The sequence below is a fragment of the Escherichia sp. UTM R2 genome, from assembly GCF_048593455.1.
In the GTDB taxonomy this organism is placed as follows: domain Bacteria; phylum Pseudomonadota; class Gammaproteobacteria; order Enterobacterales; family Enterobacteriaceae; genus Escherichia; species Escherichia coli.
In genome coordinates, this window is sequence record NZ_JBFWDY010000002.1 from 2,952,847 (window position 1) to 2,977,196 (window position 24,350).

25 protein-coding genes are annotated in these 24,350 nt (G+C 47.0%); 11 read left to right on the plus strand and 14 right to left on the minus strand.

Annotated features, from left to right (window positions below; translation table 11 throughout):
- Positions 1 to 64: 64 nt before the first annotated feature.
- From AB4H76_RS15145 to AB4H76_RS15160, 4 genes are read right to left on the minus strand one after another with little or no spacing between them, the layout of a single operon-like run.
- On the minus strand, positions 65 to 406 hold the full coding sequence (locus AB4H76_RS15145; protein WP_000963473.1) for a DUF5347 domain-containing protein: 342 nt from the start codon (positions 404 to 406) through the stop codon (positions 65 to 67).
- A complete protein-coding gene (locus AB4H76_RS15150) occupies positions 370 to 570 on the minus strand; it encodes a phage filamentation protein Fil family protein (RefSeq protein WP_000956184.1) in 201 nt (66 codons plus the stop codon). Before AB4H76_RS15150 ends, AB4H76_RS15145 begins: the two co-directional genes overlap by 37 nt.
- Positions 571 to 577: 7 nt before the next feature.
- Positions 578 to 1,087, minus strand: a complete 510-nt coding sequence (locus tag AB4H76_RS15155) for a phage regulatory CII family protein (protein WP_000460902.1) — start codon at positions 1,085 to 1,087, stop codon at positions 578 to 580.
- Between the two features lie 32 nt (positions 1,088 to 1,119).
- Positions 1,120 to 1,341 (minus strand): hypothetical protein, encoded by a 222-nt coding sequence (locus AB4H76_RS15160; protein WP_000804007.1) that lies wholly within the window; start codon positions 1,339 to 1,341, stop codon positions 1,120 to 1,122.
- A gap of 125 nt (positions 1,342 to 1,466) precedes the next feature.
- On the opposite strand from AB4H76_RS15160, the gene AB4H76_RS15165 reads away from it, so the two are divergent.
- The 4 genes from AB4H76_RS15165 to AB4H76_RS15180 all read left to right on the plus strand — a co-directional run bounded on the left by AB4H76_RS15165 (position 1,467) and on the right by AB4H76_RS15180 (position 5,692).
- Entirely contained in the window at positions 1,467 to 2,036 is a 570-nt protein-coding gene (locus tag AB4H76_RS15165) for a phage repressor protein CI (RefSeq protein ID WP_001047317.1), read from the plus strand.
- Positions 2,037 to 2,086: 50 nt separating this feature from the next.
- Complete coding sequence (locus AB4H76_RS15170; RefSeq protein WP_000107166.1) at positions 2,087 to 3,010, plus strand: phage repressor protein CI; 924 nt, start codon at positions 2,087 to 2,089, stop codon at positions 3,008 to 3,010.
- A 25-nt stretch (positions 3,011 to 3,035) separates the two neighbouring features.
- Positions 3,036 to 4,553 carry a KAP family P-loop NTPase fold protein gene (locus AB4H76_RS15175; protein WP_241359471.1) on the plus strand — a complete coding sequence of 506 codons (1,518 nt, stop codon included), beginning with the start codon at positions 3,036 to 3,038 and terminating at the stop codon, positions 4,551 to 4,553.
- A gap of 86 nt (positions 4,554 to 4,639) precedes the next feature.
- The gene (locus AB4H76_RS15180) at positions 4,640 to 5,692 is read left to right on the plus strand and encodes a tyrosine-type recombinase/integrase (RefSeq protein WP_000290937.1); all 1,053 of its coding nucleotides are present in this window, start codon (positions 4,640 to 4,642) and stop codon (positions 5,690 to 5,692) included.
- A 104-nt stretch (positions 5,693 to 5,796) separates the two neighbouring features.
- Here the strand turns inward: AB4H76_RS15180 and rcdA are convergent, their stop codons facing one another.
- Positions 5,797 to 6,333: a DNA-binding transcriptional regulator RcdA gene (gene rcdA, locus AB4H76_RS15185; RefSeq protein WP_001295289.1), complete on the minus strand. Its 537-nt coding sequence runs from the start codon at positions 6,331 to 6,333 to the stop codon at positions 5,797 to 5,799.
- Between the two features lie 83 nt (positions 6,334 to 6,416).
- Here rcdA and AB4H76_RS15190 point away from each other — a divergent pair, with 83 nt between their 5' ends.
- From AB4H76_RS15190 to ybjH, 3 genes are all read left to right on the plus strand, one after another.
- Positions 6,417 to 7,625 carry an MFS transporter gene (locus tag AB4H76_RS15190; RefSeq protein ID WP_000217859.1) on the plus strand — a complete coding sequence of 403 codons (1,209 nt, stop codon included), beginning with the start codon at positions 6,417 to 6,419 and terminating at the stop codon, positions 7,623 to 7,625.
- Positions 7,625 to 8,443: a 5-amino-6-(5-phospho-D-ribitylamino)uracil phosphatase gene (ybjI, locus tag AB4H76_RS15195; RefSeq protein ID WP_085452638.1), complete on the plus strand. Its 819-nt coding sequence runs from the start codon at positions 7,625 to 7,627 to the stop codon at positions 8,441 to 8,443. Before AB4H76_RS15190 ends, ybjI begins: the two co-directional genes overlap by 1 nt.
- A gap of 85 nt (positions 8,444 to 8,528) precedes the next feature.
- Positions 8,529 to 8,813 (plus strand): protein YbjH, encoded by a 285-nt coding sequence (gene ybjH / locus AB4H76_RS15200; RefSeq protein WP_000605480.1) that lies wholly within the window; start codon positions 8,529 to 8,531, stop codon positions 8,811 to 8,813.
- Between the two features lie 40 nt (positions 8,814 to 8,853).
- Here the strand turns inward: ybjH and mdfA are convergent, their stop codons facing one another.
- Positions 8,854 to 10,086 carry a multidrug efflux MFS transporter MdfA gene (gene mdfA / locus AB4H76_RS15205; protein WP_001180089.1) on the minus strand — a complete coding sequence of 411 codons (1,233 nt, stop codon included), beginning with the start codon at positions 10,084 to 10,086 and terminating at the stop codon, positions 8,854 to 8,856.
- Positions 10,087 to 10,370: 284 nt separating this feature from the next.
- Here mdfA and ybjG point away from each other — a divergent pair, with 284 nt between their 5' ends.
- On the plus strand, positions 10,371 to 10,967 hold the full coding sequence (ybjG, locus tag AB4H76_RS15210; RefSeq protein ID WP_001295291.1) for an undecaprenyl-diphosphate phosphatase: 597 nt from the start codon (positions 10,371 to 10,373) through the stop codon (positions 10,965 to 10,967).
- 57 nt (positions 10,968 to 11,024) lie between these two features.
- Positions 11,025 to 11,783 (plus strand): DNA-binding transcriptional repressor DeoR, encoded by a 759-nt coding sequence (gene deoR, locus AB4H76_RS15215; RefSeq protein WP_000450121.1) that lies wholly within the window; start codon positions 11,025 to 11,027, stop codon positions 11,781 to 11,783.
- Between the two features lie 46 nt (positions 11,784 to 11,829).
- On the opposite strand, the gene dacC is transcribed toward deoR, so the two are convergent.
- Positions 11,830 to 13,032: a serine-type D-Ala-D-Ala carboxypeptidase gene (gene dacC / locus AB4H76_RS15220; protein WP_077492841.1), complete on the minus strand. Its 1,203-nt coding sequence runs from the start codon at positions 13,030 to 13,032 to the stop codon at positions 11,830 to 11,832.
- 246 nt (positions 13,033 to 13,278) lie between these two features.
- Between dacC and gstB the strand changes: the two genes are divergently transcribed.
- On the plus strand, positions 13,279 to 13,905 hold the full coding sequence (gstB, locus tag AB4H76_RS15225; protein ID WP_001295292.1) for a glutathione S-transferase GstB: 627 nt from the start codon (positions 13,279 to 13,281) through the stop codon (positions 13,903 to 13,905).
- Here gstB and yliI read toward each other — a convergent pair.
- Positions 13,902 to 15,017, minus strand: a complete 1,116-nt coding sequence (yliI, locus tag AB4H76_RS15230) for an aldose sugar dehydrogenase YliI (protein ID WP_077492838.1) — start codon at positions 15,015 to 15,017, stop codon at positions 13,902 to 13,904. The two genes, gstB and yliI, sit on opposite strands and share 4 nt — an antisense overlap.
- Before the next feature lie 110 nt (positions 15,018 to 15,127).
- Complete coding sequence (gene bssR, locus AB4H76_RS15235; protein WP_000497137.1) at positions 15,128 to 15,511, minus strand: biofilm formation regulator BssR; 384 nt, start codon at positions 15,509 to 15,511, stop codon at positions 15,128 to 15,130.
- A gap of 212 nt (positions 15,512 to 15,723) precedes the next feature.
- On the opposite strand from bssR, the gene rimO reads away from it, so the two are divergent.
- On the plus strand, positions 15,724 to 17,049 hold the full coding sequence (gene rimO / locus AB4H76_RS15240; protein ID WP_000049367.1) for a 30S ribosomal protein S12 methylthiotransferase RimO: 1,326 nt from the start codon (positions 15,724 to 15,726) through the stop codon (positions 17,047 to 17,049).
- Positions 17,050 to 17,095: 46 nt separating this feature from the next.
- On the opposite strand, the gene AB4H76_RS15245 is transcribed toward rimO, so the two are convergent.
- The 5 genes from AB4H76_RS15245 to gsiB form a co-directional block, all read right to left on the minus strand.
- Positions 17,096 to 18,424: a GGDEF domain-containing protein gene (locus AB4H76_RS15245; RefSeq protein WP_000086904.1), complete on the minus strand. Its 1,329-nt coding sequence runs from the start codon at positions 18,422 to 18,424 to the stop codon at positions 17,096 to 17,098.
- Between the two features lie 7 nt (positions 18,425 to 18,431).
- Entirely contained in the window at positions 18,432 to 20,780 is a 2,349-nt protein-coding gene (locus AB4H76_RS15250) for an EAL domain-containing protein (RefSeq protein WP_001459603.1), read from the minus strand.
- Positions 20,781 to 20,957: 177 nt separating this feature from the next.
- Positions 20,958 to 21,869, minus strand: a complete 912-nt coding sequence (gene gsiD, locus AB4H76_RS15255; protein WP_001236051.1) for a glutathione ABC transporter permease GsiD — start codon at positions 21,867 to 21,869, stop codon at positions 20,958 to 20,960.
- Between the two features lie 2 nt (positions 21,870 to 21,871).
- A complete protein-coding gene (gsiC, locus tag AB4H76_RS15260) occupies positions 21,872 to 22,792 on the minus strand; it encodes a glutathione ABC transporter permease GsiC (RefSeq protein ID WP_000936043.1) in 921 nt (306 codons plus the stop codon).
- 17 nt (positions 22,793 to 22,809) lie between these two features.
- Positions 22,810 to 24,348, minus strand: a complete 1,539-nt coding sequence (gene gsiB, locus AB4H76_RS15265) for a glutathione ABC transporter substrate-binding protein GsiB (RefSeq protein ID WP_000090140.1) — start codon at positions 24,346 to 24,348, stop codon at positions 22,810 to 22,812.
- Between the last annotated feature and the right edge of the window lie 2 nt (positions 24,349 to 24,350).

Consider the following 24,350-nt stretch of genomic DNA (forward strand, 5'->3'; position numbering starts at 1 on the left):
CAATTCTCCTGAATTTAGATAAAGGGATGCCTGGCGGGTTTACGCCATGAATTTCATTAGTTGGTTAATTCGGCATGGTTAGCCGTCTGGGAAATAAGCTCACCACTGCACGAAAATGATTCATTGCTTTAATCAGCTCCCGCTTTTCGTCAGTGGTCAGCTCATTAATGCTGATGCTATGACGTTCAGCTGGAATTTTTGCCATAAAGAATATGGCAGCCAGTGCCCGTTTATTTTGTTCATTATTGATATCCCGTGGATCACGCATATCTTTAATAAACCGCTCAAGCTCTGACTCAATATTCAGGCCAAAAACTTTCGCTCTTAATTCCGCAATATGATTAAGTCCATTCAGGCGTTCACCGGGGCTTAATGGAACAGTCGCCGCAGCGCCTTCAATAGCCATTGGTTCCCCCGTTTTTTCGTTGATAGTTCTGCCAGCAATTCATCTTGTGAACGGCACGGATGCCAGCGTTTACCATCCTCACCCATGATCCAGCCGTGACCGTAGTGCATTGCCGGACTTTGTTTTACCAGCAGCGATGCAAATGATGGTTCTTTCGTCAGCATAAGCACCTCACAGCAAACCGAATGAAGCACCGAGGCCAGTCACGGTATCAACTGCACTCGCCATCGCAGGATTAGCCTGTAAACGGGCCTGCAATGAAACAGCAGCCAGCGCCATCAGTCGTGTAACAGAGTTAATGCTGCTGATCGCATCACGACGGCCTGCACTGGTTTTTACATCGCCAGAAACCGCACCTGCCGCGACACGCCCTATCTCTGCAGTTGCACTCATGACGTAATGCGGCAGTTTCTCTTTTGCCACCTCATTAATCGGTACACATGGCAGGCAGTGAATCTGTGCCAGAAAGCCATCTACCAGCGTTGAATCTTCAGTCAGATCGGTAAGCAGCCAGATTTCTGGCGCATTGAGCTGATGCGGTTGATCTGGGTTGAGTTTGTTTCGCAGAGTCTGGACATTCATTCCTGCACGTTCTGCCAGCTTCGCCATATTGTGACGAAGTGCAAAAGCTCTACAGGCTTCATCAAAATGCGGGTGTTTGGAAACTTGGTAATCAAACATGGTCAATGCCTCTGATGTATTTCAGAATCGAACTAATTAAGGTTTAGATTGCATTCTGAAAGCGCATCAACGGTCATGGCTGCTATGTTGATCATCACTTTTTCGCGTTTTTTATCTTTCCGCAGACGGTGACGGATAAGACGTCCATCAGCCAACATGTCATTGATAGTATCGATGGATAGCCCTGTCAGCTCGCTATAACGTTCAATAGTCACATGAGGCGTGGTAAGAGTGATTGAAATGTTAGGTTTCATGATGCAACATTCCTCGTTTAATGTTGATTAATCAGGACGAATACGGATCGTTTGTATTTTGTGAACATCATAAACATACGATCGCATAATGAAATCGTCAAGACAAAAGTTCACTTGGAGTGACCATGAATTTGGAGAAAGGCGGACGAGGCGCTATAGAGCGCATGGTAGAAGCATATGGCTTCAAGACTCGACAGGCGTTGTGCGATCACTTAGGAATCTCTAAAAGTACTCTCGCCACACGCTATATGCGTGACTCATTCCCTGCTGAATGGGTAATCCAGTGCGCACTTGAAACGGGCGCCTCGCTTAACTGGCTCACGACCGGACATGGTTCAAAGCAAACTTCAGGTAATACAAATACTATGGAAGTCGTTAAATATGTATTATCTGATGGAACCTTGCAGGAAGATGGTTTTTATATTTTCGATAAAGAATTTCTACCATCTACGCTCAAAAATCCGTTTGTAATCACCGATAACAATTCCGTTTTTATTTGCGATAAAGAGTTTAACGATATTCGTGACGGCAAATGGGTAATAAGTATTGATGCCGAAGTAACAATCCGCGATATCACTCGTTTACCTGGTGGAAGAATCTTAGTTGAAGGTGGAAATAGGGCTTTCGAATGTAAAAAAGAAGAAATCGAAATTATTGGAAAAATTATAAGCATAACAGTTAAGTACTTTGAGTAATATAGGAATGTTTTTATGCTTGGTAAAGCATTTGTTGTGGTGTAAAAAATATGTCAACTCAAAAATTAAAATTTAGCCATATCAAAAACGATCTGAAAGCAATAGTTATGCAGAATCGTGGAGGGCAAAAAGTTATTGAGCGTATACTCCTAGCCTATGGCTTCAAGTCACGACAGGCATTATGTAATCATCTAGGTATTTCCCAAAGTACTATGGCCAACAGATATGCACGTAATACCTTTCCTGCAGATTGGGTTGTTATATGTTCCATAGAAACAGGAGCATCAATTGAATGGTTAGTTCTTGGTTCAGATACTGCTCCTTCATCAGAGCAATATTCTGAAAAACATGCCGTTAATGGCCTTTGCAATGAAGTATACATTCCCACTATAAAGTTCGATAATGAAAAACTCATGAATTTTAACCGAGGGGGTAAGGCAACAATAGAACGAATTGTCGAGGCTTACGGTTACAAAACGCGCCAAGCATTAGCTGATCACCTAGGTATTTCAAAAAGCACATTAGCCACACGATACATGCGTGACATTTTTCCTGCAGACTGGGTTTTGCAGTGTGCAATAGAAACGGGCCATTCTATTGAATGGATTTCATTTGGTACAGGAGAAATGAAAAACGCAAAAAATAAAGATACTTTAACATTAGTGAAAAAAGTATTAATCAATGGCAAGTTAATAAATGATGGCTCATATTTATTTGACCCATGCTTTCTACCTTCCAATTTAAAAAATGCATTCGTAGTATCTACCGAAGACTCTGAATTAATATGTGAAATGGGTTTTAAAGATGTACATGATGGTAAGTGGCTAGTAAATATTGATGGAGAGAATTCATTTAGAATGATAACTCGACTACCTAAAGGACGAGTTTATATTTCATCCCAAAATCACTCTTTTGAATGTTCGCTTACAGATATTGAGTTTATTGCAAAAGTTATTATAAGTTGTTTACATTAAGTAAATTTTTCATGGAGACTTCATAGTGAAATTTGGTGATTGTAATTGGAACTGGGATGAAGAAACTACCTTTATATTAGACGACGAAGAGGAAATTCTTTCCAAAGACAAACTTAATCGGAGACACTATGCAGAATATCTATATTTTTATCTTAAGGAAAAGGGGCAAAAGAACAACACGGTAATCAACCTTAATGCAGAATGGGGAGCTGGTAAAAGTTTTTTCATAAAGAGATTTTATAACTCAATAAAAGATGCACACCCATGCGTTTACATTGATGCCTGGAAGCAAGACTTTTCTGATGATGCATTTTTAACCCTTTTTTCTTCTTTGTCACAACAATTGCAAACATATGCAGGAAAACTTGATGCTCGATTGATACAAAGCGGCCATGCTATCGGACGCTTTACAAAAGGTGTTCTACCTGAAATCATATCTGGCCTAATCAAGACTTATGCAGGAGTAGATAACGTAGGTGATATAGCCAAAGAAGCCTCATTAATAATGCTGAAGGAACACCAGGAAAAACTGAAGAGCATTAAGGTATTAAAAAAAGAACTAACGTTATGGTCTAGGTTGGCATATGAAAATAGTTTTTCATGTCCTATATTTATCTTTATAGATGAATTAGACAGATGCAGGCCAGATTATGCAATTTCTCTTTTAGAGATTGTTAAACATATATTCGATATTAAAAATTTTGTCTTTATTATTGCTACTGACACAGATCAATTACAACATTCAATCAAGAATGTTTACGGTAATGATTTTTCCGCAAATGACTATTTAGGCCGTTTTTTTCATAGAAGATTTACTTTAAAACAACCTGAACTTAAAGATTTAATTAATGGTGTTGTTGGTGATTATATTGGTACCGATTTTGAAAATATCACATCAAAAACATACCCACTAACAGCAACATTAGAAGACTTTTCAATAAATATTTCCAACGTATTTGAAGCATTTGGGTTAAATCTAAGAGACTCAATCCGAAATACTGAAAGGTTAATAGACATTCTTAAATCTGATTTAGTCAAAAAGAAAGTAGATTATATTTTTATAATTTCGCTAATGATTATATATGATAAGGATCGTCAAATTATAGATGGACTAATTGGTCGAAGAAATGCAGCACAACGTTTCACTGATTCGATAAAGCAAAGCTCCAATTTAAAAGGTGTTTCTCAAGCCATCCTTGAATTAAATCTTGATACAAATCAGCAAAGAATAGGTGTCAATTATATCTATAGAACGGCGAGCAGTAGATTATTCATCTCACAGATCGAGCCCAAAATAAATTTAACATTAATAAATTACTTAGATGTTGCATTGTATTTTATTAATAATATAAACATGCTTAAATCAAGTATAAAAAACAATGGGCAAAATTCACTAATGATTATATCTCAACAAGGCCCTATTGATGGTGATACAGCTATAAAGTATTTGCAAGGAGCCCTTATAGAGAATGGTCTGAATACATCTTTTTATGCCTTACATAATTACATTGAATTAATTGAACTGGCCACATCATTTGATTAAAAGCATTGTTTGAATAAACTAAACCATACATTGACCACTGGTCAAACATACAGTTAAATTTAGCCCTCTGATATGAGGGCTTTATTATGGCAGTACGAAAACTCACCACAGGAAAATGGCTTTGCGAATGTTACCCCGCCGGACGTAGTGGGCGTCGTGTGCGTAAACAATTCGCCACCAAAGGCGAAGCACTGGCTTTTGAGCGTCACACGATGGAAGAAACCGAAGCAAAGCCCTGGCTGGGTGAATCAGTGGATCGTCGAACACTGAAAGACGTGGTTGAGCTATGGTTCAAACTACATGGTAAATCTCTGACTGCTGGGCAGCATGTCTATGACAAATTGCTGCTGATGGTTGACGCTCTGGGCAATCCCCTTGCAACTGATCTAACCTCTAAAATGTTTGCCCACTATCGAGATAAACGCCTGACAGGTGAGATCTACTTCAGTGAGAAATGGAAGAAAGGAGCAAGCCCGGTCACCATTAACCTGGAGCAAAGCTATCTAAGTAGTGTTTTTAGCGAACTATCCCGCCTGGGCGAATGGTCGTATCCGAACCCACTGGAGAACATGCGAAAATTCACCATCGCAGAAAAAGAGATGGCATGGCTTACCCATGAGCAGATTGTTGAATTACTAGCTGATTGCAAACGTCAGGACCCAATTCTGGCACTGGTAGTTAAGATATGCTTAAGCACAGGCGCACGCTGGCGAGAAGCCGTAAATCTTACCCGCTCACAGGTGACCAAATACCGAATTACCTTTGTAAGAACGAAGGGGAAGAAAAACAGAAGCATCCCTATCAGTAAAGAGCTTTACGAAGAGATCATGGCGCTTGATGGGTTCAATTTCTTCACAGACTGCTATTTTCAATTTTTATCCGTGATGGAAAAAACGTCTATCGTGCTCCCTCGCGGTCAACTCACACACGTTCTGCGCCATACGTTTGCGGCGCACTTCATGATGTCGGGTGGAAACATTCTGGCTTTACAAAAAATTCTCGGGCACCACGATATAAAAATGACTATGCGTTACGCACATCTGGCACCGGATCATCTGGAAACGGCGCTCCGTTTCAATCCTCTGGCAACGCTGCCAAGTGGCGACAAAGTGGCGGCAGCGGTTGGCATTACCCCGTAATAACCACCACTGACCACCAACCCAACTTATTGTTTTTACTCTAAGTTATTGTTTTCATTAACCCGTTTACATAAATGGGTTTTTTGTTATCTAAAACTTATCTACTACCCTGCAACCCTCTCAACCATCCTCAAAATCTCCTCGCGCGATAGCGGCTTACGGTCGGTGACAAAATGCAGCGTCATCCCCTCAATAAACGCATCAAGCGCGCGGGCGGTTCCGGGTTCAAACCATTGTTCGAGCGTTTGCTGACTGCGCTGCATCCAGTTTTGCATTACCGTTTTTAATAGCGGTTTTCGGCTAGCCAGCGCGTAGAGCTGGTACATCAGCTCCATGTTATCCGGCGTTGCAACCTGTGAGCTGTAGATCATATCGGTGATAGCCTGGCATGCGCCCGGAGCATCACTAACATCGCTAAAAAATGCCTGATATTGCCGGGACATGATCTCAGTAAAACTGCTGAACGCCTCCAGTAACAACTCATCAATTCCTGAAAAATAGTAGGTCATCGATCCCAACGGTACCCCGGCAAGGGTAGCAATTTTGCGGTGCGTAACAGCATGTATTCCGTAAAGTTTCACCGCCTCCAGCGTGGCCTGGATAATTTTTTCTCGCCGTTGCGGATCGTTAGCGCGACGCATGTCATTTCCTCTCTCTGCAATTGTGTACAAATGTACACAACCTTGCTAATGTTGTCTTCCCTCTTCTTATTTTGACGTGATCTATGACCGTAAATTCTTCACGTAATGCATTGAAACGCCGAACCTGGGCGCTGTTTATGTTCTTCTTTTTGCCAGGCCTGTTAATGGCGTCTTGGGCAACCCGTACGCCTGCTATCCGCGATATTCTCTCTGTCTCGATCGCTGAAATGGGCGGTGTTCTCTTTGGTCTGTCGATCGGTTCGATGAGCGGTATTCTCTGCTCGGCGTGGTTAGTGAAACGCTTTGGGACACGTAATGTCATCCTGGTCACGATGTCCTGCGCATTGATCGGGATGATGATATTAAGTCTGGCACTCTGGCTGACATCGCCCCTGCTCTTTGCCGTTGGTCTCGGCGTCTTTGGGGCAAGTTTTGGTTCTGCGGAAGTGGCGATAAACGTTGAAGGTGCTGCCGTTGAGCGAGAAATGAATAAGACGGTTTTGCCGATGATGCACGGTTTTTATAGCCTGGGCACGCTGGCAGGCGCAGGTGTCGGGATGGCACTGACGGCCTTTGGCGTTCCGGCAACGGTGCACATTTTATTGGCGGCGCTGGTAGGTATCGCACCTATTTATATCGCCATTCAGGCAATCCCTGACGGTACGGGCAAAAATGCTGCCGATGGCACCCAGCATGGCGAAAAAGGCGTACCTTTTTATCGCGATATCCAGTTGCTGCTGATAGGTGTTGTGGTGCTGGCGATGGCCTTTGCCGAAGGTTCTGCCAACGACTGGTTACCCTTATTAATGGTTGACGGTCACGGTTTTAGCCCTACTTCCGGCTCGCTGATTTATGCCGGTTTTACCCTGGGGATGACCGTTGGACGCTTCACCGGCGGTTGGTTTATCGACCGTTACAGTCGCGTTGCCGTGGTTCGGGCCAGTGCACTAATGGGGGCGTTGGGTATTGGGCTGATTATTTTTGTCGATAGCGCCTGGGTCGCTGGGGTGTCTGTTGTACTCTGGGGACTGGGTGCCTCGCTGGGCTTCCCGCTGACCATTTCTGCCGCCAGCGATACCGGCCCCGATGCACCAACCCGCGTCAGTGTGGTAGCAACGACCGGTTATCTGGCTTTCCTCGTCGGGCCGCCGCTGCTGGGCTATCTCGGCGAACATTATGGATTACGTAGTGCAATGCTGGTTGTACTGGCGCTGGTTATTCTCGCGGCTATTGTCGCGAAAGCCGTCGCCAAACCCGATACCAAAACGCAGACGGCGATGGAGAATAGTTGATGAGCATTAAATTAATTGCGGTAGACATGGATGGTACTTTCTTAAGCGATCAAAAAACCTATAACCGTGAGCGGTTTATGGCTCAGTATCAGCAAATGAAAGCACAAGGAATTCGCTTTGTAGTCGCCAGCGGGAATCAATATTATCAGTTGATCTCTTTCTTCCCTGAAATTGCTAATGAAATTGCCTTTGTGGCTGAAAACGGCGGCTGGGTAGTGAGCGAAGGAGGCAAAGATGTTTTTAATGGCGAGCTATCGAAGGATGCGTTTGCTACTGTCGTGGAACATTTGCTGACGCGCCCGGAAGTGGAAATTATTGCCTGCGGAAAAAATAGTGCCTATACACTCAAAAAATATGACGATGCCATGAAAACGGTGGCGGAAATGTATTATCACCGTCTGGAATACGTCCATAACTTTGACAACTTAGAGGATATCTTCTTTAAGTTTGGCCTGAATCTTTCCGATGAACTGATTCCACAAGTACAAAAAGCATTACATGAGGCCATCGGCGATATTATGGTGTCGGTCCACACCGGCAACGGCAGCATCGATCTGATTATCCCCGGCGTACATAAAGCCAATGGCCTTCGCCAACTGCAGAAATTATGGGGAATAGACGACAGCGAAGTGGTGGTCTTTGGCGATGGCGGTAACGATATTGAGATGCTGCGTCAGGCAGGCTTTAGTTTTGCAATGGAAAATGCCGGTAGCGCGGTCGTCGCAGCGGCAAAATACCGCGCAGGCTCCAATAACCGTGAAGGCGTACTGGATGTGATCGATAAAGTTCTTAAACACGAAGCGCCATTTGACCAATAAAAACGGCAGCACGCCCGGCAACACAATGCCTGAATGAAGGCTGCATAATTCGCGGAAATTAACCCGCTGCATTATTTCAGGCGAAATGATTATGAAAAATTGTCTACTGTTGGGCGCGCTTTTAATGGGCTTTACTGGTGTGGCGATGGCGCAAAGTGTCACCGTCGATGTGCCGAGTGGATACAAAGTGGTTGTGGTTCCTGATTCAGTCAGCGTTCCACAAGCGGTCAGCGTCGCGACTGTGCCGCAAACCGTCTATGTGGCTCCTGCGCCAGCTCCGGCTTACCGCCCGCATCCTTATGTTCGCCATCTTGCCAGCGTAGGTGAAGGGATGGTTATCGAACACCAGATTGACGACCATCACCATTGATTCGAGAATGCCTGATCGCACAAAGCAGTCAGGCATTTTTTTACCCTTCGTGAGAATTTCCCATCTGTTTATCTTTTAAAAAGATAACCATCAGCGACAGCCACAAAATTCCGTTGACAAGGTTGAAGAGATTAAACAGTCCGTTGCCCCCGTTCAGCCAGGCATGTTTGCTGATTTCAATACCAACGGTAAAGATCAGCATTTGCAGCATTCCCATCGCGGCAGAAACCGTACCTTTACTCATATCGCTGGCAAACAGGGTTAATCGCACCAGTCCCGCATTCGCCAGACCAATACCGAAAGCATAAATACTTAACCCGGCAGTCATCCATAAATACGCGTGCGATGAGATAACCGTTGCCGCAGCAGCGACCAATAGACCAATCATAATCGGCCAGCCGCCCATAATAATCAGCGAACGTACGGTGCGGCGCGAGGTCAGACGCGCTAACAGCAAGTTACCCGCAATTAACGCCCCGAAAATAGGCACTTGCAGCAAGCCATATTCATAGCTGCTCAACTGCTCGCCGGTAATGATGATAATCGGCGACTGGGCGATCCACGCCAGCAACGGCAGACTAACGAATCCCAGCGCCAGCGCCCCCGCCACAAAGCGGCCGTTCTTCAGCACCAGCTTATAGTCACGACCGAGTTCTTTCAGTGACAGTTTCTCGCCTATACGCGTGGCGGTTTCAGGCATGGCTCGTTGCAGACCGAAAAAGGAGATCGCTGCCAATGCGGCAAACAAAACAAACATCCCCTCCCAGGGCAGCACATGGATCCACGCCGCGCCCACCAGCGGACCAAGTAGCGGAGCAATCAGCGCCACGTTCGCCATCAGCGCGGTGATCTTGATACAAACCGCCTCTTCGAAGGATTCCTGAATTGCGGCGTATCCCACAGCGCCAATGAAACAGAGGCTTATGCCCTGCAAGAAGCGCAACAGGGTGAATTGTTCAATGTTTTGCGCCAGCAATATTGCCAGACAGGTGACGATAAACCACACCACTCCCGCCAGCATCACCGGACGGCGACCAATACGATCCGACAGCGGCCCCAGCAGCCATTGTAAAAACATCCCGCCCGCCAGATACGCGGTCATCGAAGTAGGAACCCAATCAATGCCCGCCTGATATTGTTCCACCACGGCCAACATACCGGGTTGAATCATATCGTTGCCGATATAGGTTGAAAATTCGTAAAGCACCAGACAGAGAGGGAAAAGTAACGCCTGACGTCCAAGCCTGGCACCGGAAGCTAATTTATTTTGCATGCAATTTCTTCGCCAATAATAATCGCGCAGAGTTTAATAAAAGCGCAGCTAACGAGAAAGCGAATTTTGTAGCTGAAACCACGGTTAAGCACATTCTTACATTATTACGAGTATAGCTACGCTTTCTTTAAGTTTTATTTAACCTATGCCCGTTACAATCACCCACCGTAAACAGGCCGCTTGAGGGAAATAAGACGATGCCGCTTTACCCAGTTTAACCTGCACTTTATTCTCAACGACTTGCCTGTATTGGCTCCCTTTTAATCACTTTGCGTCGGGAAGTTATGCTGGAAAATTTGAATCTCTCTCTATTCTCTCTTATTAACGCGACGCCAGACTCGGCTCCGTGGATGATCTCGTTGGCGATTTTTATTGCTAAAGATTTGATTACCGTGGTGCCGTTGCTGGCCGTGGTACTTTGGTTGTGGGGGCTTACAGCACAACGGCAACTGGTGATAAAAATCGCTATCGCGCTGGCGGTCAGCCTGTTTGTGTCCTGGACGATGGGACATCTTTTTCCGCACGACCGACCCTTTGTCGAAAATATCGGCTATAACTTCCTGCATCATGCGGCGGATGACTCATTCCCAAGCGATCACGGTACGGTGATTTTCACCTTTGCACTGGCATTTTTATGCTGGCATCGCCTGTGGTCCGGCTCACTTTTAATGGTGCTGGCCGTCGTCATTGCCTGGTCGCGCGTTTATCTTGGCGTCCACTGGCCGCTGGATATGCTCGGTGGATTGCTGGCAGGTATGATTGGCTGCCTTAGTGCCCAGATTATCTGGCAAGCGATGGGGCATAAACTCTATCAACGTCTGCAATCGTGGTATCGCGTCTGTTTTGCATTACCGATCCGCAAAGGCTGGGTGCGTGACTGATCTCTGCTAAAAAGTGTAGTATTGAGCGGCTCGCTTCAATAACTATTCAGAGGGATTATGGAAACACGTCGCGAAGAGCGTATCGGGCAGCTGCTGCAAGAATTAAAACGCAGCGATAAGTTACATCTTAAAGACGCCGCCGCCCTGCTTGGGGTTTCGGAGATGACGATTCGTCGCGATCTGAACAACCACAGTGCGCCCGTCGTTTTGCTCGGCGGCTATATTGTTCTGGAACCGCGCAGTGCCAGCCATTACCTGTTAAGCGATCAAAAATCCCGCCTGGTGGAAGAAAAACGCCGGGCGGCAAAACTGGCTGCGACGCTGGTAGAACCCGATCAGACCCTCTTTTTTGACTGTGGCACCACCACGCCGTGGATTATTGAAGCGATTGATAATGAAATCCCTTTTACCGCCGTTTGTTATTCGCTAAATACCTTTCTGGCGCTGAAAGAGAAACCCCATTGCCGCGCGTTTCTTTGCGGTGGTGAATTTCACGCCAGCAACGCCATTTTCAAACCCATCGATTTTCAGCAAACGCTGAATAATTTTTGCCCGGATATCGCTTTTTATTCTGCGGCGGGCGTGCATGTCAGTAAAGGCGCTACCTGTTTTAATCTTGAAGAGTTGCCGGTAAAACACTGGGCCATGTCGATGGCGCAAAAGCATGTGCTGGTTGTCGACCACAGTAAATTTGGCAAGGTGCGTCCGGCGCGCATGGGTGACCTGAAACGCTTTGATATTGTGGTGAGCGATTGTTGCCCGGAAGATGAGTATGTGAAGTACGCGCAGACGCAGCGCATTAAGTTGATGTATTAATGACGTATAACCGGATGACGTTTCGCGCCATCCGGTTATCAGAAGATTAAGAGAACCAGCTGCCGAACCACTGATGGAATTTCATCATCACGAAATCCCACACCCGACCAAAGAATCCGCCCTCTTCCACATTTTCCATCACGATCAGCGGACGCTGCTCAATGGATTTACCGTTAAGCTGGAAATCAATGGTCCCGACAACCTGACCTTTTTTCAGCGGTGCGGTAAGCTGCGGTTCCGTTAACGTATAACTCGCTTTCAGGTTTTTCAGCTGCCCACGCGGTATGGCCACTGAGCCCGCTTCACCTGCCCCGAGATTCACTTCGCTCTTATCACCAAACCAGACGCGCTGAGTCACAAAGGTGGCATCAGGTTTAATTGGCGTCACGGTTTCAAAGAAGCGGAAACCCCAGGTCAATAATTTCTCAGACTCATTAAAACGGATACGGTCGGTTTTCGCCCCCAACACTACGGAGATTAAACGCATATCGCCCTGGGTAGCCGAAGCAACCAGATTATATCCCGCGCCTGCCGTGGTTCCTGTCTTCATGCCATCAACATTCAGATTGCTGCTCCACAGCAGACGGTTACGGTTAGGCTGACGAATTTTGTTGAAGGTGAACTCTTTCTCTTTATGAATGGCGTACTCTTCCGGCACATCGTGGATCAATGCTTTACCCAGCAATGCCATATCGCGCGCGGTGCTGAACTGCCCCGGCGCATCCAGGCCGTGCACCGTCTGGAAGGTAGTGTTGGTCAGACCCAGTTTTTTGGCATAACCATTCATCAGACCAATAAATGACTCCTGGCTCCCGGCAACGTAATCAGCCAGCGCAATACAGGCGTCATTACCGGACTGGATAATCACACCTTTGTTCAAGTCTGCCACCGAAACCTGATCGCCCGGTTTGAGGAACATTACCGATGAACCACGCAGTGCCGGATTTCCCGTCGCCCAGGCATCTTTACCGACCGTCACCATATCGGTGAGTTTAATCTTATCGGCCTTAAGCGCCTGCCCAACCACATAGCTGGTCATGATTTTAGTCAGGCTCGCGGGATCCAGTTTCTCATCCGCATTGCCTTCTGCCAGCACTTTACCGCTGGCGTAATCCATTAAAATCCATGCACGCGCATCCACGCTCGGCGCTTCAACGGTTTGTTCCGCCGCGAATGCCGTTGGGGCAAAAAGGAATAAAAATGCAGAACCCGCTGCAAGACCACGAAGGAGAGAGGAGTATTGCGTCATAAATGCCACCCGAGTATCCATTCAAAAAAAATACGTTATATCGCCGTATGATAAGTTTGGTGATTAATAACGCACACACAAACTTAAAGAAACCGTAAGTTGGTAAAGTTTTTAAAGTTTATGCAATATCCTGCCGCTTCGCTGCTTCTGGTGTCATTTTTTTGCCAGCTGTTGCTTAAAAGTTAACTTTACTTCACCATCGGGGTCCTGTTCAGCCTGTGGCTGCCTGTCGGAAAAGGGGTGAGTATGATTACGCTGTGGGGTCGGAATAATTCAACTAACGTAAAAAAAGTATTGCTGACGCTCGAAGAACTGGAACTACCTTATGAGCAAATTCTCGCGGGCCGTGAGTTTGGGATAAATCACGATGCTGATTTTCTGGCGATGAACCCTAACGGGCTGGTGCCGTTGTTGCGTGACGACGAAAGTGATCTCATTCTTTGGGAATCAAACGCCATTGTCCGCTATCTGGCGGCACAGTACGGGCAAAAACGCCTGTGGATCGACTCACCGGCACGTCGTGCGGAAGCGGAAAAATGGATGGACTGGGCAAACCAGACGCTCAGTAATGCTCATCGCGGGATCCTGATGGGATTAGTCAGAACACCACCGGAAGAGCGCGATCAGGCCGCCATTGATGCCAGTTGCAAAGAGTGCGACGCCCTGTTTGCCCTGCTCGATGCGGAACTGGCAAAAGTAAAATGGTTCTCTGGCGACGAGTTTGGTGTGGGCGATATCGCTATCGCACCGTTCATCTACAATTTGTTTAACGTTGGCCTGACCTGGACACCGCGTCCAAATCTGCAACGCTGGTATCAGCAACTCACTGAACGCCCCGCAGTGCGCAAAGTGGTGATGATTCCCGTTAGCTAATTGCGTGGGCTAACTTTAAGTAATTCCCCACTGGACTCGTCGGTGAGAACGTATAAATAACCGTCGGGTCCAGTGCGAACATCACGAATTCGCTGCCCTCTGTCCGTTAAAATACGGCCATCTTCTGTCACTTTGTCGCCGTTGACGCTCATCACAATGAGATCTTTATCTTTCAGCGCGCCAATAAATAATTTTTGCTGCCACTGGGGGAATTTATCGCTGTTATAGAAGGCCATGCCGCTCACAGCGGGCGAATCTTTCCAGTAAAAAACAGGTTGCTCGGTCCCGGCGACGATCTCCCCTTTCGCTTCCGGTATCTTAAAGCCTGAATAGTTGATTCCCCAGGTTGCCAGCGGCCAGCCGTAGTTTTTGCCTTTTTGCGGGATATTAATTTCATCACCACCGCGCGGGCCATGTTCATTCAGCCACAGTGCATTACTCCACGGATTCATCGCCATTCCTTGCGGATTACGAATGCCATAAGACCAGATCTCGGCGCGCGCACCGGATTCCTTTATAAAAGGATTATCATCCGGGATTTCGCCCTGGTCGGTCAGACGCACCAGTTTGCCCTGTAATTTATCCAGATCCTGCGCCGTCGGGCGCTGATTGTTTTCGCCCAGAGCAATAAAAAGATAACCTTTACCGTCGAATACCAGCCGCCCGCCAAAATGGTTGCCGGTAGACAGTTTTGGCATCTGGCGAAAGACGGTGCGGAAGTCGGTCACTTTTGAGAGATCATCACTTAAGCGGCCATAACCCACAGCAGTTCCGGCTTTGCCATCATCGCCAACTTCGGAATAACTTAACCAGATGCGGCGAGACTGAGCAAAATCAGGCGCTAAAACCACGTCCAGCAGGCCGCCCTGCCCGTGCGCCCAAACGTCCGGAACTCCGGAAAGCGGCGCAGATAATCCTTTTCCTGCTTGCCAGTGACGCAACTCGCCGCCGCGCAGAGTGATTAACATACCGTGATTATCGGGTAAAAAGGCCAGTGCCCAGGGATGGTCGAGTTTGTCTTGCAGTACTTCGACATTTACCGTTGCAGGAGCCGCCCAGAGAGCGGAAGAAAGACAAATAAGGGGCACAAGGAAAAAGGATTGTCGATGCATAACGCCTCCGGATTGACTCTGGCTTAAAGCGTAGTCAGTGGAGGAGATAACAAATTCATTTTTACAAAAACTTAAACATGAAGGGGGAGACGCTTTCTCCCCCTTAGTTTTCAGGCCTTCTCAAGCATGGCGTGCTTCTGCAGGCTCTGGATACTCAGCGTTAAGCTCATCAGACAATTTTCAAGCTTATCGGCGTTGACGGTAATAACAGTCGGGCAATCATGGTGCCCACTCATCAAACATACTGCGGCTGTCGCTAATGCTTCTTCAGCATGATGAAGAGCACTCCACTCTTCCTGATCCAGATGAAGATTCAACCGCAGCGATTTATCGTGCAGTTCGCGATTCAGTTTAAAAAAGTTATCTCGTAGATGATTGCTTTCGCTGACGGACATGTATCCTTTTGCCTTCCTCAGTTGCACGTATGCGGCGAGGTCAACGCGTGCGTCGATCAACCGGTTCAGCAGATCGATTCGCTGTCTGTCAACGAACATACTTCGATCCTCCTCTTTCCAGCCTTGTTGCAATTAAATAGTATGGCTATTTTTTGAGCAAAATGCTGTCCAGGATCAATTATTCACGCCGAATTAACAAAATTTACATTTCCTTCGCCTCCGCCAGCGAATGAGATTGCGATACAAATTTTATCCAGAACTCTGTAGAATCCCTGCCCTGACCTTTCCTGTAACTGAATATTTTTTAAGCTATGAGCAAAGTAACTCCCCAGCCGAAAATCGGCTTTGTTTCCCTTGGCTGTCCGAAAAACCTTGTTGATTCAGAGCGTATTCTCACCGAACTCCGCACTGAAGGTTATGACGTGGTACCGAGCTATGACGATGCGGACATGGTGATCGTCAACACCTGCGGCTTTATTGACAGCGCGGTACAAGAATCACTGGAAGCCATTGGTGAAGCGTTGAATGAAAACGGCAAGGTTATTGTGACCGGTTGTCTGGGGGCAAAAGAAGATCAGATCCGCGAAGTCCACCCGAAAGTGCTGGAAATCACCGGGCCTCATAGCTATGAGCAGGTTCTGGAGCACGTTCATCACTACGTGCCGAAACCGAAACACAACCCATTCCTGAGCCTGGTGCCAGAACAAGGTGTGAAACTGACGCCGCGTCATTATGCCTATCTGAAAATTTCTGAAGGCTGTAATCACCGCTGCACCTTCTGCATTATTCCGTCTATGCGCGGCGACCTGGTGAGCCGTCCGATTGGCGAAGTGTTAAGTGAAGCGAAACGTCTGGTAGATGCGGGCGTTAAAGAGATTCTGGTGATCTCGCAGGATACTTCCGCCTATGGCGTTGATGTTAAACATCGTACTGGCTTCCACAACGGCGAGCCGGTAAAAACCAGCATGGTCAGCCTGTGCGAACAGTTATCGAAACTGGGGATCTGGACACGTCTGCACTACGTTTACCCTTATCCGCATGTGGACGACGTCATCCCACTGATGGCAGAAGGCAAAATCCTGCCGTATCTGGACATTCCGTTGCAGCACGCCAGCCCGCGCATTCTCAAACTGATGAAGCGTCCGGGTTCTGTAGATCGCCAACTGGCGCGCATCAAACAGTGGCGCGAAATCTGCCCGGAACTGACCCTACGCTCAACCTTTATTGTCGGCTTCCCTGGCGAGACGGAAGAAGATTTCCAGATGCTACTCGACTTCCTGAAAGAAGCGCGTCTGGATCGCGTTGGCTGCTTTAAATACAGCCCGGTTGAAGGTGCAGACGCCAATGCCCTGCCTGACCAGGTTCCGGAAGAAGTGAAAGAAGAACGCTGGAACCGTTTCATGCAGCTGCAGCAGCAGATTTCCGCCGAGCGCCTGCAAGAGAAAGTGGGCCGTGAAATTCTGGTGATTATCGACGAAGTGGACGAAGAAGGCGCAATTGGTCGCAGCATGGCAGATGCACCGGAAATCGACGGCGCGGTTTATCTCAATGGTGAAACCAACGTTAAGCCGGGTGATATCCTGCGTGTGAAAGTCGAGCACGCCGATGAGTACGATTTGTGGGGTAGCCGGGTTTAATTAATTCAGGCCGGGCAAAATCATTTGTCCGGCCTGCGAATAATGATTACTGCCAGCTAATCTGTGCCCTGCCGTTTTTCTTACTCTTATACAGCCGCTCATCCGCCAGCATTTTCAAGCGTTCGACGGTAGGACATTCATTTGAATGTGCTACACCGATACTGGTACTTAAATTAATGCTTCCCACCTGGAAATGAACGATTTCTTTTAGAATCGATAGCAACTCTTCCAGCGTTCCACCCGTATAAATCACCGCAAATTCGTCACCGCCGAAGCGGTAGACTTTACCTTTATCTACCGGGATCTGTGATTTAAGGATTTTCACCACTTTCATCAACACTTCATCGCCCAGCAAATGACCGAAGGTGTCGTTAATGTTTTTGAATTTATCGACGTCAAACAGGCACAAATAACCGCCTTTTTCCGGCAGCGCTTTTAAATCTTCGTCAAAGGATTTTCTGCCCATTGCTTTGGTCAGGTCGTCCAGGAACGCCGAGTTATACATACTGTAGAGTTTTTTGACATCGGCAGCCGAAAAGAAAAGCCCGCCATCCAGTACGCGTTCAAAATGGTTATTAATGATGGCTTCTTTCTCCACAATACCACGATTAATCACTCTGCGTACCAGATAGAGGCAACTGGCACCCGATATCACTGCCACCAATGCGGCAAAGAAAATAATCAATGTACAAACCCGCAAATAAACATCTTTTTTATACGCAAATACATACAATCCGGTCGGCAAATAGGCGAAGTGCTCCATCGCTTCCGAAACGGTGAAGATGGCGTTTTTAGCATTATATTCATCACCGGTCACCGGTTTACCGTTCTTAAATAGAGAGAACATCAGGTTCTCGCTGTCCATCGCCAGCGATTTTGACAGTAAAGAAAAACGCTCCAGACCAAGCAAAAATATCAGACTACGATTGTGAGTTACCGGATAGAGGTAATAGACGAAGGTTTTACCGTCAAAAGAGATAAACCCTGTATTTTTGACATGTCGATACTTCACAACCTGCATAATATCTGCACAATAATTTTTCTCGAACTCCTTTACCTGAATACATTCGTCACTGGAAATCAGATAAGGACCGACATCGTACAAATAAGAGGGGGAAACCGAGTCGGCGTAAGCTGTGCGCAAACCAACCAACAGCTGTTCCTCCGTGGGATTTAGCGTGTTGATAAGATCAATTGCCACGCTACGCCGATATTCAGCAATATTTGCCACCGCAAAAGCAGTATCAATAACGGACTGTTTCAGGCTATACACCCGTTCCTTTACCATTTGAGTGTAGATCCCGCAGGCAACTGCTGAAATCATGATAAAAATCAGCAGACTGACTGTAAGTACGAACTTATTGATTCTGGACATACGTAAACTACTCTTTTACTAATTTTCCACTTTTATCCCAGGCGGAGAATGGCATGGGTTTCTGGTACAGATACCCCTGAGCCTGAACACATCCTAATTTAATTAATTCGCGCGCAACGTCTTCGCTCTCTACGCCTTCCGCAATCACCGGGATCCGGTTATAGCGTGCCAGATCGAAAATAATGCGCACAATTTTTCCCGCAGTACCGAAAATATCGCCGGTAAATTGCGAGTCCACCTTTATGCTGTCTGGATTAATTTCATAAAAACGTTTCAGGTTTGACAAACCGGTGCCAAAGTCATCAATCGATATCCGTACCCCTTGTTTACGCAGTTGTTCAATATTGAGATAAAAATGTTCATTAATTCGCTCGATCACGGTTTCAGTGATCTCAACACAGAGGCTGTTCGCCTTCAGGCCATTTTCTTTCATGATGGTGGTAAAACACTCATGAAAGTGCGGTTCGTTTAACTGCCAGGGCGAAACATTAATATGCAGTAAGAAATCATCCTTCAGCGACGCACGCTGACTAAAATGTCTGAATTCACCCATTGCCGTTTTAATAATCTGATAACCCAGCTCATTGATAAACCCGATATCTTCAGCAATGGTAATGAACTTCAGCGGTGAAATGATCCCCCGCTCCGCAGAAACCCAACGGCACAACGCCTCCGCGCCCAGAATGGCGCGGGTGTTAATATCAACGATCGGTTGATAGACGAGGAATAGTTCGCCAATTTCCATTGCATGGCGAATATTACGCGCAATCCAGATATTCTCTTCTATTTCGTTGAGTTTCGCGTCATCACAGAAAATAAACTCGGAGAACATATGGTCACGGATACTGGAAATCGCCAGTTTCAGTTTTTCTGCGTAACTCCAGGCGTTTTCCCCCTGCAAAGGTTCACAAATGGCAGACTTATGGATGCGCAGATTGCGGTAGCCAAAGCTGCTGTCAAAATCGTTTACCATCGCTATTTTACGGGTAAATGTCTGTACATTTTCCCGACACAGAAGTAAATAGAGATCGGCATTGAATGTCACGATATCGCAGCATTGCGCATATTTCTCGGCAATTCGCTGACACAATTTCCTGACGATTTTATTGCGTTCATCAACACCAAACACCGCTTCCACGGCTTCCAGACCACACAGTTTGATGATCCCCACAGCCAGATACTGATTATTGTTGGACTCAATAATCGCCATATTTTTAATAAAACCGCTTTCCTGATCGTAAGAGATCAGTGAGAGCAATTTATTTGACCGTTCAATTTCGGCATCTTTCATTTCCGCGATCGAATTTTTAATGCTGATAATCTCTTTCGCATCGCCTTCGCGAATTTTCAGAGCCTCGATTTGATCCGTTGAGTCGGGCAAAAATGCCAGCGTATTAACCAGCTCTGTCATTTCAGAAAATTGCCGACGGAACACACGAGTGGTCATTAAATAAACCACCAGCAATACGATAATAATGAACGCAAACGGCAGATAAAAAAGTTTATCTGAGGCGTTCAATAAATTACCGCCAGGATAATAAAAATAGATTTCGAATAATGCGTTGTTTGGCACCGCTGATGTTTTTTCGATATATTCAGTATCGACAGAATCAATAATATTATAATTACCTTCGCTATTATAAATAATCAGTTTTTCACGAGCGAGTTGATTCTTGGCAATGATCTCATGGCCTTGTTTCAAAAATAGAACTTCATCATTAGCGCTGATTTGATCAAGATACTCGTTCAGATATCGCCAGTTTAAATCGACATGAATTTTATCCACCGCTAACAAATCGTGATCTTTGCCGTTGATGTGTAGCGTAAAAGAGATACATTTTTTACCCGGACGATCAAAGCAATTGTATGCCGGATTCCAGCTGTTGTTAGAGTCATCTGAAGCCACCGACCACGGTCGTTTCGATGGGTTAAAATCGGCAAAAATAACCCGCCCTGACTCGTCGACAAGCGGTCCATTTACTTGTTCCTGATGATAAACAACGATTTTATCATTCGCCCTCCGCGAAAAAAGATAATATTTATTATCATCAAGTACCAGTCCCACCGAGTCTAAAAATGGCATCATTTCCATTTTAAGAATCACGGCGCGTTGAATCTCCTCTGTATTTTTTAATAAATACAGTGAGTCCTTTAATGTCAGGGCCGAACGTTCAATATCTTTAAAGAAATAGCCAACGTTTTTCTGAATAAGTTCAAAGCGGCTATCGGCACGTTTTACCGCGCGCTCCGATACCAGTTGATAGTTAATGATGAAAAAAAGACCAATAAATGACAGTGCTGCCAATAAAAATAAAATTATCAGCCTTATCTTTATCTTTTCGTATAAACTCAGCATGTTAATACATTTAACAAAATAACTATCTGAACGCTGTGCCGCTGCAAAAATTGTCCCTTGCTGCGGCTTTTTAACCAAATTACCCGATTCTACAAAATCAGCAGAAAGTTACAACACTTGCTTAGGGCAATAATTTCCTGTGAGGTGATTACCCTTTCAAGCAATATTCAAACGTAACTATCCTTTAATTTTCGGATCCAGCGCATCGCGTAAACCATCGCCCAACAAATTGAACGCCAGTACGGTCAGAAAAATAGCCAGGGCCGGAAAAACAGCGACATGCGGCGCGATAACCATATCCGCTCGAGCCTCATTGAGCATTGCTCCCCACTCTGGTGTCGGCGGCTGCGCACCGAGGCCGAGAAATGAGAGGCTGGCGGCAGAGATAATCGAGGTACCAATGCGCATGGTGAAAAACACCACGATAGAAGAGACGGTCCCAGGCAGGATATGACGCAACAAAACGGTCATATCGCTGGCACCAATACTGCGTGCTGACTCAATAAAGGTTTGCTGTTTCAACACCAGCGTGTTGCCGCGCACCAGGCGGGCAAACGCGGGGATGGAAAAAATGGCGACTGCAATAATCACGTTAGCAATGCCGCTTCCCAACACCGCAACAACAGCGATCGCCAGTAAAATACCCGGGAAGGCAAACAGCACATCGCAAATGCGCATGATCAGCCGATCCCACCAGCCTTCATAATATCCAGCGAGCAAGCCCAGCAACGTCCCGATCGCCGCACCGATAAACACGGCAAACACGCCCGCCGCCAGCGAGATTTGCGCACCAACCAGGACACGGCTGAAAATGTCACGCCCCAGTGAATCGACGCCAAACCAGTGCTGCAAAGAAGGTCCGTTATTCAGATTGTCATAATCAAAATAATTTTCGGCGTCATAGGGAGCGATCCAGCGTGCAAAAATGGCCACCACAATCAATAAAATAACGAATAATGCGGCGGTCATCGCCATATGCTGACGGCGAAATCGTCGCCAGAATTCATGCCACGGTGTACGTACCTGGTCAGGTTTGACCAGTGGCATGGCGTTTAACACCGCCTGACGTCGCCAGTTAAATAGTCGCATCCTTACTTGTACCTGATAGCCGGGTTAATGGCGGCGTAAAGCACATCCACCACTAAGTTGATAAGAATAAATTCCAGCGAGAAAAGCAGAATTTCCGCCTGAATCACCGGGTAATCACGCATTTCTACGGAGTCAACGAGTAAGCGTCCAAGTCCCGGCCAGTTGAAAACTTTCTCCACAACGATGGAACCACCGAGCAAAAAGCCAAACTGTAAGCCCATCATGGTCACTACCGGGATCATCGCGTTACGTAGCCCGTGTTTGAGGACAACCCAGGTTTCGCTCACCCCTTTCGCCCTCGCGGTACGCATATAATCTTCGCTTAAAACATCGACAAACGACGCGCGGGTAAAGCGCGCCATCACGGCGGCCACTGCCGCGCCGAGCGTCAGGGAGGGTAAAATGTAGTGCTGCCAACTGTCTGCTCCCACGGTAGGCAGCCAGCCCAGTTCAACGGAGAATACCTGAATTAAAAGCATCCCCAGAGCAAATGCCGGAAACGAGATCCCCGACACCGCAATGGTCATACTCAATCGATCCGGCCAACGGTTACGCCAGACGGCGGCGATAATTCCCGCCGCCATACCAAATATAACCGCCCAGACCATACTGGTTATGGTCAGCCACAGCGTTGGCATAAAGCGGCTGGCAATCTCATCGGCAACCGGACGACGCGACACCATCGACAGGCCAAAATCCCCCTGCACAGCATTGCTGATATAGTGCCAGAACTGGTGATACAGCGGCTGATCCAACCCCAGCTGCTGACGCACCAGTTCTATAACCTGCGCATCAGCTTCGGGCCCGGCAATCAATCGCGCCGGATCGCCGGGCAGCATATGGACAAATAAAAACACCAGCACCGAGACGATAAACAGCGTCGGAATCAACCCCAGTAAGCGTTTGATAACGTAATTAAGCATTCCACTCCCTGCGTTGCTTATTGCAAATCCGCGTCTTCAAAGCTGAAGCCGGTGTCTGGCATGATCCAAAAACCGGTCAGGTTTTTACTGTGTGCCGACACCAGTTTTTCTACCACCAGCGGGATCCACGGCGATTCTTGCCAGATGATATCCTGCGCCGCCTTATATAAGCGGGTCTTTTCCGCCGGATCATTAGTTTTCAGTGCCTGAGCCAGGAAGTCATCCACCTGTTTATTGCTGTAAAACGCGGTATTAAACAGCGTCGGTGGCCAGTTCTGCGAGGCAAACAGCGGCGATAGTGCCCAGTCCGCTTCGCCGGTTGAAGCCGACCAGCCAGTGTAGAACATCCGCACGCCGCTCTCTTTTTGCCCTTTACCTTCAACTTCTGCCGCCCGCTGTCCGGCATCCATCGCAGTCACCTGGGCTTTAATCCCGACCTGCGCTAACTGCTGCTGGGTAAATTGCAGCACTTTCTGCGCGGTACTGTGGTTATGTGACGACCACAGCGTGGTACTGAAACCGTTGGGATATCCCGCCTCTTTCAGTAATTCGCGCGCTTTCACTGGATCGTAAGGCCACGGTTTATAACTTTGCGCGTAGGCGATACTTGGCGGTACCACACCAGTAGCTGGCGTTGCATAGCCCGCAAAGGCAACTTTCACCAGCGCCGGACGGTTAATGGCGTAATTCAGCGCCTCACGGACCTTCGGGTTATCGAACGGCTTTTGCGTCACGTTCATACTGATATAACGCTGCATAATTGACGGACTGGCCATCAACTCGATATTTTTGTTTTTCTCCAGCAGTGTGGCCTGCTCGTAAGGAATGGGGAAAGCAAACTGCGCTTCACCGGTTTGCAGCATTGCCGCGCGGGTGTTGTTATCCGCCACCGGACGCCAGGTTATGCTGTCCAGTTTGGGCAATCCTGGCTGCCAGTAACCCGCGAATTTTTTCACCTTCACAAAATCGGTCTGATTCCAGGTATCCAGTTCATACGGTCCGGTTCCCACCGGATAAAAACCAATCTCCTTGCCATATTTTTCCAGCGCTGCCGGTGAAATCATCGCGGTCGCCGGATGGGCAAGAATATTAATAAACGCTGAGAACGGCTGTTTGAGGGTAATCTTTACCGTTGTCGGATCGATCGCTTCCGTTTTAGCAATATTCTTATACAGGTTATAGCGTTTAAGATGATTCGCCGGATCGCTGGCCCGGTCCAGATTCGCTTTCACCGCCGCGGCGTTGAAATCGGTGCCATCCTGGAATTTAATGCCTTCCCGCAATTTCACGGTGTAAGTAATGCCGTCATCGGAAACGGTATAACTCTCCGCCAGCACGTTTTTCAGTTTCATCTCTTTATCCAGACCGAACAGCCCCTGGTAAAACGATTTCGCTACGGCCTGAGATAACGTGTCATTTGCGTCATACGGATCGAGCGTGGTGAAATTCGATCCTACCGCCACCACCACATCTTTGGCAGCGAATGCACAAGATGCCATCAACGCTGTCGCAATGCCCAGCGCCACTAACCCACTACGGTGTACAGCTCTTGCCATTT

What these genes read in the sequence shown, in the direction of transcription:
- gsiC (WP_000936043.1), bottom strand. Translation starts at nt 22,792, where the DNA reads ATGCTTAATTACGTTATCAAACGCTTACTGGGGTTGATTCCGACGCTG.
- AB4H76_RS15170 (WP_000107166.1), top strand. Translation starts at nt 2,087, where the DNA reads ATGTCAACTCAAAAATTAAAATTTAGCCATATCAAAAACGATCTGAAA.
- AB4H76_RS15165 (WP_001047317.1), top strand. Translation starts at nt 1,467, where the DNA reads ATGAATTTGGAGAAAGGCGGACGAGGCGCTATAGAGCGCATGGTAGAA.
- dacC (WP_077492841.1), bottom strand. Translation starts at nt 13,032, where the DNA reads ATGACGCAATACTCCTCTCTCCTTCGTGGTCTTGCAGCGGGTTCTGCA.
- bssR (WP_000497137.1), bottom strand. Translation starts at nt 15,511, where the DNA reads ATGTTCGTTGACAGACAGCGAATCGATCTGCTGAACCGGTTGATCGAC.
- gsiD (WP_001236051.1), bottom strand. Translation starts at nt 21,869, where the DNA reads ATGCGACTATTTAACTGGCGACGTCAGGCGGTGTTAAACGCCATGCCA.
- rimO (WP_000049367.1), top strand. Translation starts at nt 15,724, where the DNA reads ATGAGCAAAGTAACTCCCCAGCCGAAAATCGGCTTTGTTTCCCTTGGC.
- AB4H76_RS15145 (WP_000963473.1), bottom strand. Translation starts at nt 406, where the DNA reads ATGGCTATTGAAGGCGCTGCGGCGACTGTTCCATTAAGCCCCGGTGAA.
- rcdA (WP_001295289.1), bottom strand. Translation starts at nt 6,333, where the DNA reads ATGCGTCGCGCTAACGATCCGCAACGGCGAGAAAAAATTATCCAGGCC.
- AB4H76_RS15155 (WP_000460902.1), bottom strand. Translation starts at nt 1,087, where the DNA reads ATGTTTGATTACCAAGTTTCCAAACACCCGCATTTTGATGAAGCCTGT.
- AB4H76_RS15190 (WP_000217859.1), top strand. Translation starts at nt 6,417, where the DNA reads ATGACCGTAAATTCTTCACGTAATGCATTGAAACGCCGAACCTGGGCG.
- ybjI (WP_085452638.1), top strand. Translation starts at nt 7,625, where the DNA reads ATGAGCATTAAATTAATTGCGGTAGACATGGATGGTACTTTCTTAAGC.
- AB4H76_RS15160 (WP_000804007.1), bottom strand. Translation starts at nt 1,341, where the DNA reads ATGAAACCTAACATTTCAATCACTCTTACCACGCCTCATGTGACTATT.
- deoR (WP_000450121.1), top strand. Translation starts at nt 11,025, where the DNA reads ATGGAAACACGTCGCGAAGAGCGTATCGGGCAGCTGCTGCAAGAATTA.
- AB4H76_RS15245 (WP_000086904.1), bottom strand. Translation starts at nt 18,424, where the DNA reads ATGTCCAGAATCAATAAGTTCGTACTTACAGTCAGTCTGCTGATTTTT.
- gstB (WP_001295292.1), top strand. Translation starts at nt 13,279, where the DNA reads ATGATTACGCTGTGGGGTCGGAATAATTCAACTAACGTAAAAAAAGTA.
- yliI (WP_077492838.1), bottom strand. Translation starts at nt 15,017, where the DNA reads ATGCATCGACAATCCTTTTTCCTTGTGCCCCTTATTTGTCTTTCTTCC.
- ybjG (WP_001295291.1), top strand. Translation starts at nt 10,371, where the DNA reads ATGCTGGAAAATTTGAATCTCTCTCTATTCTCTCTTATTAACGCGACG.
- AB4H76_RS15180 (WP_000290937.1), top strand. Translation starts at nt 4,640, where the DNA reads ATGGCAGTACGAAAACTCACCACAGGAAAATGGCTTTGCGAATGTTAC.
- ybjH (WP_000605480.1), top strand. Translation starts at nt 8,529, where the DNA reads ATGATTATGAAAAATTGTCTACTGTTGGGCGCGCTTTTAATGGGCTTT.
- AB4H76_RS15150 (WP_000956184.1), bottom strand. Translation starts at nt 570, where the DNA reads ATGCTGACGAAAGAACCATCATTTGCATCGCTGCTGGTAAAACAAAGT.
- AB4H76_RS15250 (WP_001459603.1), bottom strand. Translation starts at nt 20,780, where the DNA reads ATGCTGAGTTTATACGAAAAGATAAAGATAAGGCTGATAATTTTATTT.
- gsiB (WP_000090140.1), bottom strand. Translation starts at nt 24,348, where the DNA reads ATGGCAAGAGCTGTACACCGTAGTGGGTTAGTGGCGCTGGGCATTGCG.
- mdfA (WP_001180089.1), bottom strand. Translation starts at nt 10,086, where the DNA reads ATGCAAAATAAATTAGCTTCCGGTGCCAGGCTTGGACGTCAGGCGTTA.